Raw genomic sequence first — 205 nt, forward strand, 5'->3', positions numbered from 1 at the left:
TCCGCTTATTTTGCGAAGGCGGAGTTCGACCGCCTCTGGAAAAATGATGCCACTGCTGGATAAGCTGCGTGAGCAGTACGGGGTCGGACCGCTATGCAGTGAACTACATATTGCCCCGTCAACGTATTACCACTGTCAGCAACAGCGACATCATCCGGATAAACGCAGTGCCCGTGCGCAGCGCGATGACTGGCTGAAGAAAGAG

General features: G+C 54.6%; 1 pseudogene and 1 other annotated feature. The pseudogene reads left to right on the plus strand.

From position 1 onward, the window contains the following. Nucleotides 1-205: pseudogene (locus tag BGK49_RS31280) on the plus strand (IS3 family transposase); the annotation flags it as partial. Further along, nucleotides 3-118: a sequence feature (AL1L pseudoknot), on the plus strand. It overlaps the preceding pseudogene by 116 nt.

This window comes from Shigella sp. FC1544 (genome assembly GCF_001722145.1).
Taxonomy (GTDB): Bacteria; Pseudomonadota; Gammaproteobacteria; order Enterobacterales; family Enterobacteriaceae; genus Escherichia; species Escherichia coli.